This window comes from Streptomyces sp. rh34 (assembly GCF_002551245.1).
Taxonomy (GTDB): Bacteria; Actinomycetota; Actinomycetes; order Streptomycetales; family Streptomycetaceae; genus Streptomyces.
Window position 1 is genome coordinate 37,187 of record NZ_NTGZ01000030.1, and the last position, 6,486, is coordinate 43,672.

The following is a 6,486-nucleotide window of genomic DNA, read 5'->3' on the forward strand; positions in this document are numbered from 1 at the left end:
CCCGTCCGCCGTGCGGGGCCGTGCGGGTTCAAGAACGCGGGTCAGTCGCCGATCAGGGCGTCCACGAAGGCGCCCGGCTCGAACGGGGCGAGGTCGTCCGCCCCTTCGCCGAGGCCGATCAGCTTCACCGGTACGCCCAGCTCGCGCTGGACCGCGATGACGATGCCGCCCTTGGCGGTGCCGTCGAGCTTGGTGAGGACGATGCCGGTGATGTCCACGACCTCCGCGAACACCCGGGCCTGGACGAGGCCGTTCTGTCCGGTGGTGGCGTCGAGGACGAGCAGGATCTCGTCCAGCGGGCCGTGCTTCTCCACGACGCGCTTGACCTTGCCCAGCTCGTCCATGAGGCCGGTCTTGGTGTGCAGCCGGCCCGCGGTGTCGATGAGGACGACGTCCGCGCCCTCGGCGATGCCTTCCTTGACCGCGTCGTAGGCGATCGACGCCGGGTCGCCGCCCTCGGGCCCGCGGACCGTGCGCGCGCCGACCCGTTCACCCCAGGTCTGGAGCTGGTCGGCGGCGGCGGCACGGAAGGTGTCGGCCGCGCCGAGCACCACGCTGCGGCCGTCGGCGACGAGCACCCGGGCCAGCTTGCCGGTGGTGGTGGTCTTGCCGGTGCCGTTGACGCCGACGACCATGACGACGCCGGGGGTCTCGGCGCCGCCCTCGGTCTTGACCTCGCGGTCGAAGTCCGGGCCGAGCAGGGTGATCAGCTCTTCGCGGAGCAGGGTGCGCAGGTCCTCCGGGGTGCGGGTGCCGAGCACCCGGACGCGCTCGCGGAGCCGCTCGACCAGTTCCTGGGTGGGGGCGACGCCGACGTCGGCGGTGAGGAGGGTGTCCTCGATCTCCTCCCAGGTGTCCTCGTCGAGATTGTCGCGGGAGAGCAGGGTGAGCAGCCCCTTGCCCAGCGAGTTCTGCGAGCGGGCGAGCCTGGCCCGCAGGCGGACGAGCCGGCCTGCCGTGGGCTCGGGGACCTCCAGCGCGGGCGGCGCGGGAGCCTCGGCGACCGGGGCCTCCTCCGCGGGCGCGGTGGCGTCCGGGAGGCCGACTTCGTCGATGGTGCGCCGCGCTTCGTCGCGCGGCGTCTCGGCCTCCTCGCCGACCTGCGGTTCGGCGGGAGGAGTGATGGTCGGCGCGCTCGGCGGCGGGGGCGGCAGCTTCTTCTTCTTGCGGCTGCCGACCACGAGCCCGCCGACCAGGCCGACAGCGACCAGGGCGATGACTACAGCGAGGATGACGATTTCGACGAGTTCCATAACCCGTCCAGTATCGGCCACGGCCGTGGCGCGGGCGCTGCCCCGGCTGCCCTCCAGGCGATCCATCGGGGCCATATGCACCTTTTGGCGGTAATGCGAACACCGACCCCTACCCTTCTGACGCTACGTCAGCTACGGTGCCGCCGCCCGCCAGATGCCCGCCTGCCTGTCTGTCTGCCTGCCTGCCGCCTCGGCGAAGGGACGCCTCCGATGGCCTTCACAGTGGTCCGGTTCAATCTCGTCGATCCCGAAGCCACACCCGTATCGCTCTCGGCCCGCTATCGCACCGCCCTGGAGATGGCGGCGTACGCGGACGAGCACGGCGTCGACACGGTGCAGACCGAGGAGCACCACGGGGTGGCGAACTCCTGGCTGCCCTCCCCGTTCACCTTCGCCGGGGCGGTCTTCGGCGCCACCCGCCGGATCGCGGTGACCGTCTCGGCGATCATCGGCCCGCTGCACGATCCGCTGCGTCTCGCGGAGGACATCGCGGTGCTGGACCTGCTGAGCTCGGGCCGGCTGGTGACGGTCGCGGGGATCGGCTACCGCCCCGAGGAGTACGAACGGGCCGGGGTCGAGTGGGGGCGGCGCGGCAGACTCCAGGACGAGCTGCTGGAGACGCTGCTGGCAGCGTGGACCGGGGAGCCGTTCCCGTACCGGGGCCGTACGGTACGTGTCACCCCGCGCCCGTACACGCGCCCGCACCCGATGCTGCTGGTCGGCGGCAGCTCGCGGGCGGCGGCGCGGCGGGCGGCCCGGCTGGGGCTGCCGCTGTTCCCGAGCGCGCATCTGCCGGAGCTGGAGGCGTACTACCACGAGCGGCGCGCCGAGTACGGGACGGAGGGCTTCTGCATGATGCCCGCGGCGCGCACACCGCTGCTGCACGTCTCCGAGGACCCGGAGCGGACGTGGGCGCTGTACGGCGAGCACCTGCTGCACGAGGCGCGCACGTACGCCTCGTGGCAGTCCGATGACATCCGCTCGGCGGTGCGCTCGTCGGCGGCGACGGTGGCGGAGCTGCGCGAGGAGGGGGTGTACCGGATCGTCACGCCCGACGGGCTGAAGGCCCTGGAGGCGGAGAGCCTGGTGCTGCACCCGCTGTGCGGTGGGATGCCGGTCGAGGAGGGGTGGAGCAGCCTGCGGCTGTTCTGCGGAGCGACCGCCTGACACAGCACTGCCCCGGCTCGGGTGAGCCGGGGCGGTGACACGAGGAGAGGGGCAGCGGGGGGATGCCCCCCTAGCCCATCTCTTCCAGCGTCTTGCCCTTGGTCTCCTTCACGAACTTGAGCACGAAGGGGATCGAGAGCACGGCGAAGCAGGCGTAGATGATGTACGTCCCCGAGAGGTTCCAGTCGGAGAGGCTCGGGAAGCTGGCGGTGATCGCCCAGTTGGCCATCCACTGCGCGAACACGGCGACGCCGAGGGCGGCGGCGCGCAGGCGGTTCGGGAACATCTCGCCGAGGAAGACCCAGACGACGACACCCCACGACAGGGCGAAGAAGAGCACGAAGGTGTGGGCGGCGATCAGGGCCACCACGCCCTGGGTCTCGGGCAGCTTGCCGTCGACCAGGTCGGCGGAGAAGGCCCAGGCCTCGACGGCGAGCGCGACGGCCATGCCGACCGAGCCGACGAGGGCGAGCGGCCTGCGGCCCACCCGGTCCACCAGCACCATCGCGATCACCGTGCCGATGATGTTGATGATCGACGTGGTGAACGAGTAGAAGAACGAGTCGGTCGGGTCGATGCCGACGGACTGCCAGAGCGTCGCCGAGTAGTAGAACGCGACGTTGATGCCGACGAGCTGCTGGAACATCGACAGGCCGATGCCGACCCAGACGATGGGCAGGAAGAAGAAGCGGTTGCCGAGCAGGTCCTTGAAGGAGGACTTGTGCTCGCGGTGCATGGCGGTCTCGATCTCGGCCACCCGGGCGTCGAGGTCGATGTTCTTCCCCTCGACCTCTTCGAGGATCTTGCGGGCTTCGGCCTTCTTGCCGACCGAGATGAGGAAGCGCGGGGACTCGGGGATGGCGAAGGAGAGCAGCCCGTACAGGATGGCCGGGACGACCATCACGCCGAGCATCCACTGCCAGGCCTCCAGGCCGAGGATCTCGCCGCGCTGGTCGCCGTCGGCGATCTGGAGGACGGCGTAGTTCACCAGCTGGGAGATGGCGATGCCGATGACGATCGCGGCCTGCTGGAAGGAGCCGAGCCGGCCGCGGTAGGCGGGCGGGGAGACCTCGGCGATGTAGGCGGGGCCGATCACGGAGGCCATGCCGATGGCGAAGCCGCCGATGATGCGCCACATCGCCAGGTCCCAGAGCGCGAACGGCAGCGCGGAGCCGATCGCACTGGCCGTGAAGAGCACCGAGGCGATCTGCATGCAGCGGATGCGGCCGATCCGGTCCGCGATCCGGCCGGCGGTGGCGGCGCCGATCGCACAGCCGATCAGCGCGATGGCGATGACCTGGGCGAGCGTGCCGGAGCCGATGTCGTACCGGTCGCGGATCGCCTCGACGGCCCCGTTGATGACGGAGCTGTCGTAGCCGAAGAGGAAGCCGCCCATCGCCGCGGCCGCGGTGATGAAGATGACATGGCCGAGGTGGTCCGGATGGGCCGCTCGGGCCCCGGACGCGGGTCCGTTCGCTGTGCTGGTCACGTGAACTCCTGATGCCTGGCCGCAAGTCAGACGTGGGGGGGTGAGCCTTCCCAGTGGGGCACAACATCCGGCCCGCCACCACTTGAAGGCGAAATCAACTTTGGAGAGGTTATGCGTTCAAGAAGCGAAGTCAAACAGCGGGTCGATCCGATCTCGATCCGCGTGTACCCAGGAGTGCGCAAAAGGTGCGTTGAACTTCTGATGATTCGGTAAAAAGTCAGCGCAGCCGCTGGCTGATGACCTTCGAGACCCCGTCGCCCTGCATGGACACGCCGTACAGCGCGTCGGCGACCTCCATCGTCCGCTTCTGGTGGGTGATCACGATCAGCTGGGAGCTCTCCTGGAGCTCCGCCATGATCCGGATCAGCCGCTGCAGGTTGGTGTCGTCGAGCGCGGCCTCGACCTCGTCCATCACATAGAACGGGCTGGGCCGGGCCTTGAAGATCGCGACCAGCAGCGCCACCGCCGTCAGGGACCGCTCGCCGCCGGACAGCAGGGAGAGCCGCTTCACCTTCTTGCCCGGCGGACGCGCCTCGACGTCCACCCCGGTGGCGAGCATGTTGTCCGGGTCGGTCAGGACGAGCCGCCCCTCGCCGCCGGGGAAGAGCCGCGAGAAGACCCCCTCGAACTCGCGGGCGGTGTCCCGGTAGGCCTCCGTGAAGACCTGCTCGACCCGCTCGTCGACCTCCTTGATCACCTGGAGCAGATCGGCCCGGGTCTTCTTCAGGTCTTCAAGCTGCTCGGACAAAAACTTGTGCCGTTCCTCCAGCGCCGAGAACTCCTCCAGGGCGAGCGGATTCACCTTCCCGAGTTGCTGGTACGCCCGTTCGGCCGACCGCAGCCGCTTCTCCTGCTCGGCCCGCAGATACGCCTTCGGCCGGTTACGGGGATGCTCCGGGTCCTCCGGCAGTTCCTCGCCCTCGGCGGCGGGCGACGGGGGCACGAGCTGGTCCGGCCCGTACTCGGAGACCAGCCCCGCGGGCTCCACGCCCAGCTCCTCCAGGGCCTTCGTCTCCAGCTGTTCGATCCGCAGCCGCTTCTCCGCGCCCAGCACCTCGCCCCGGTGGACCGAGTCGGTGAGCTTGTCCAGCTCGCCCTTCAGCCCACGGCCCCGGTCGCGCTCGACGGCCAGCTCGCGCTCCCGCCCGCCCTTCGCCGCCTCGGCCGACGTCCGCTCCCGGTCGGCCCGTACGAGGGACACCTCGACGTGCGCCAGCAGCTGACGGGACCCGGAGGCCACGGCGGAGGCGACCTCGGCCTCGTACCGCAGCCGGGCCCGGCGCTGTTCGGCACGGGTGCGCGCCTCCCGTTCGACACGGGCGGCCCGGTCCAGCGAATCGGCGCGGCCGGCCAGCGCCTTGACCCGCTCCTCGTGCGTACGGGCCTGGAGCCGGGCCTCCATCTCGGTCTGGCGGGCGTTGGCCCCGTCGGCGGCGAGCCGGTCCCGCCGGGACGTGTCGGGCTCCTCCTCCGCCGGAGCCTCCTCGGCGACCACCAGCCGTTCGGCCAGCTCCTCGGCCTCCTCCGTCGCCCGCTCCAGGGCCTCCTGGGCGCGGGCGACGGACGCGGTCATGCGCTCGGCCTCGCCTGCCGCGCCCCGGGCCTGCCCGGCGAGCCGCCCGAGCTGCTGGGCGAAGCCGGACTTCTCCCGCTCGGCCCGCTGGCGGCGCTCCCCCAGCTCCTCGACGAGCGCGGTCCGCTCCGTGCGCCGCTCCCCCGCCAGGCGCTGGGCCTCGGCGAGCTCCTCGCACCGCACAGCGAGGCCGGCCAGTTCGGCGGCGGCCGCCTCGACGGAGGCCCGCACCTCCAGGAGACTGGGCGCCCCGGCGGACCCGCCGTGTGCGAAGTGGGCGGAGAGCACGTCCCCTTCACCGGTCACCGCGGTGATCCCGGGGCGCGCGGCCACCAGTTCCTCGGCGTCCTCCAGCGTCCCGACGACCACCATGTCCTGGACGAGTCGGCGTACGGCCCCGAGCAGCGCGGCGGGCCCCCGCACCAGGTCGCCGACGGCGGGCACGCCGGGGGCGGTGGTCGTCGCGGCACCACGCGCCGGGAGCGCCGCGGCGTCCGTGCCGAGGTGCTGCGCGGCGGATGCGGACTCCATGCCTCCGGGCTCTCCGCCCTGTCCGGGCAGCACGGCAGCCGCGGGACGCGGGGCTTCCTCGCGGACGAGGGCCTCGCGGACGGGGGCCTCGCGGACGGGGGGCTCCTCGCGTACGAGGGCTTCTTCGCCTGCGAGGGCCTCCTCCCGTACGGGAGCTTCCTCCCGCCCGCGTTCCTGCTCACCGGACTGTTCCGGTACGTGATGGGGCCCGCCGGTTGCGGTGGCGGTGGCCGCGCCCACCAGCATCGCCGCGCGCCCCGCGTCCCGTTCCCGCAGCAACCGGATCGCGTCGGCGGCCGTGGCCGGGTCCGTGACGGCCACGGCGTCCGCCGCCGTGCCGAGGGCGGCGGCCACCGCGATCTCGTACCCGGGCTCGACGGTCAGCAGTTCGGCGGCCGGGCCGAGGAGCCCGGCCAGCCGGTCCCTGGCCCCGAGCAGCGCGCCCGTACCGTCCTTGCGGCGCAGCCCCAGGG

At 71.9% G+C, this 6,486-nt stretch carries 4 protein-coding genes; 1 reads left to right on the forward strand and 3 read right to left on the reverse strand.

Annotated elements, in window-relative coordinates; all coding sequences use genetic code 11:
• Window positions 1-41: 41 nt before the first annotated feature.
• Window positions 42-1,253, reverse strand: coding sequence for a signal recognition particle-docking protein FtsY (gene ftsY / locus CR470_RS09180; RefSeq protein ID WP_097867067.1), 1,212 nt, complete (start codon window positions 1,251-1,253; stop codon window positions 42-44).
• 210 nt (window positions 1,254-1,463) lie between these two features.
• Here ftsY and CR470_RS09185 point away from each other — a divergent pair, with 210 nt between their 5' ends.
• Window positions 1,464-2,420 (forward strand): LLM class flavin-dependent oxidoreductase, encoded by a 957-nt coding sequence (locus CR470_RS09185; protein WP_097867068.1) that lies wholly within the window; start codon window positions 1,464-1,466, stop codon window positions 2,418-2,420.
• 70 nt (window positions 2,421-2,490) lie between these two features.
• Here the strand turns inward: CR470_RS09185 and CR470_RS09190 are convergent, their stop codons facing one another.
• Window positions 2,491-3,909, reverse strand: a complete 1,419-nt coding sequence (locus tag CR470_RS09190; protein ID WP_097867069.1) for a sugar porter family MFS transporter — start codon at window positions 3,907-3,909, stop codon at window positions 2,491-2,493.
• Window positions 3,910-4,126: 217 nt separating this feature from the next.
• On the reverse strand, window positions 4,127-6,486 hold a 2,360-nt coding region (locus tag CR470_RS09195; protein ID WP_179892189.1), incomplete at its 5' end, for an AAA family ATPase.

Excerpts from the sequence above, each read along its gene's own strand:
- ftsY (WP_097867067.1), bottom strand. The coding sequence starts at position 1,253 with ATGGAACTCGTCGAAATCGTCATCCTCGCTGTAGTCATCGCCCTGGTC.
- CR470_RS09185 (WP_097867068.1), top strand. The coding sequence starts at position 1,464 with ATGGCCTTCACAGTGGTCCGGTTCAATCTCGTCGATCCCGAAGCCACA.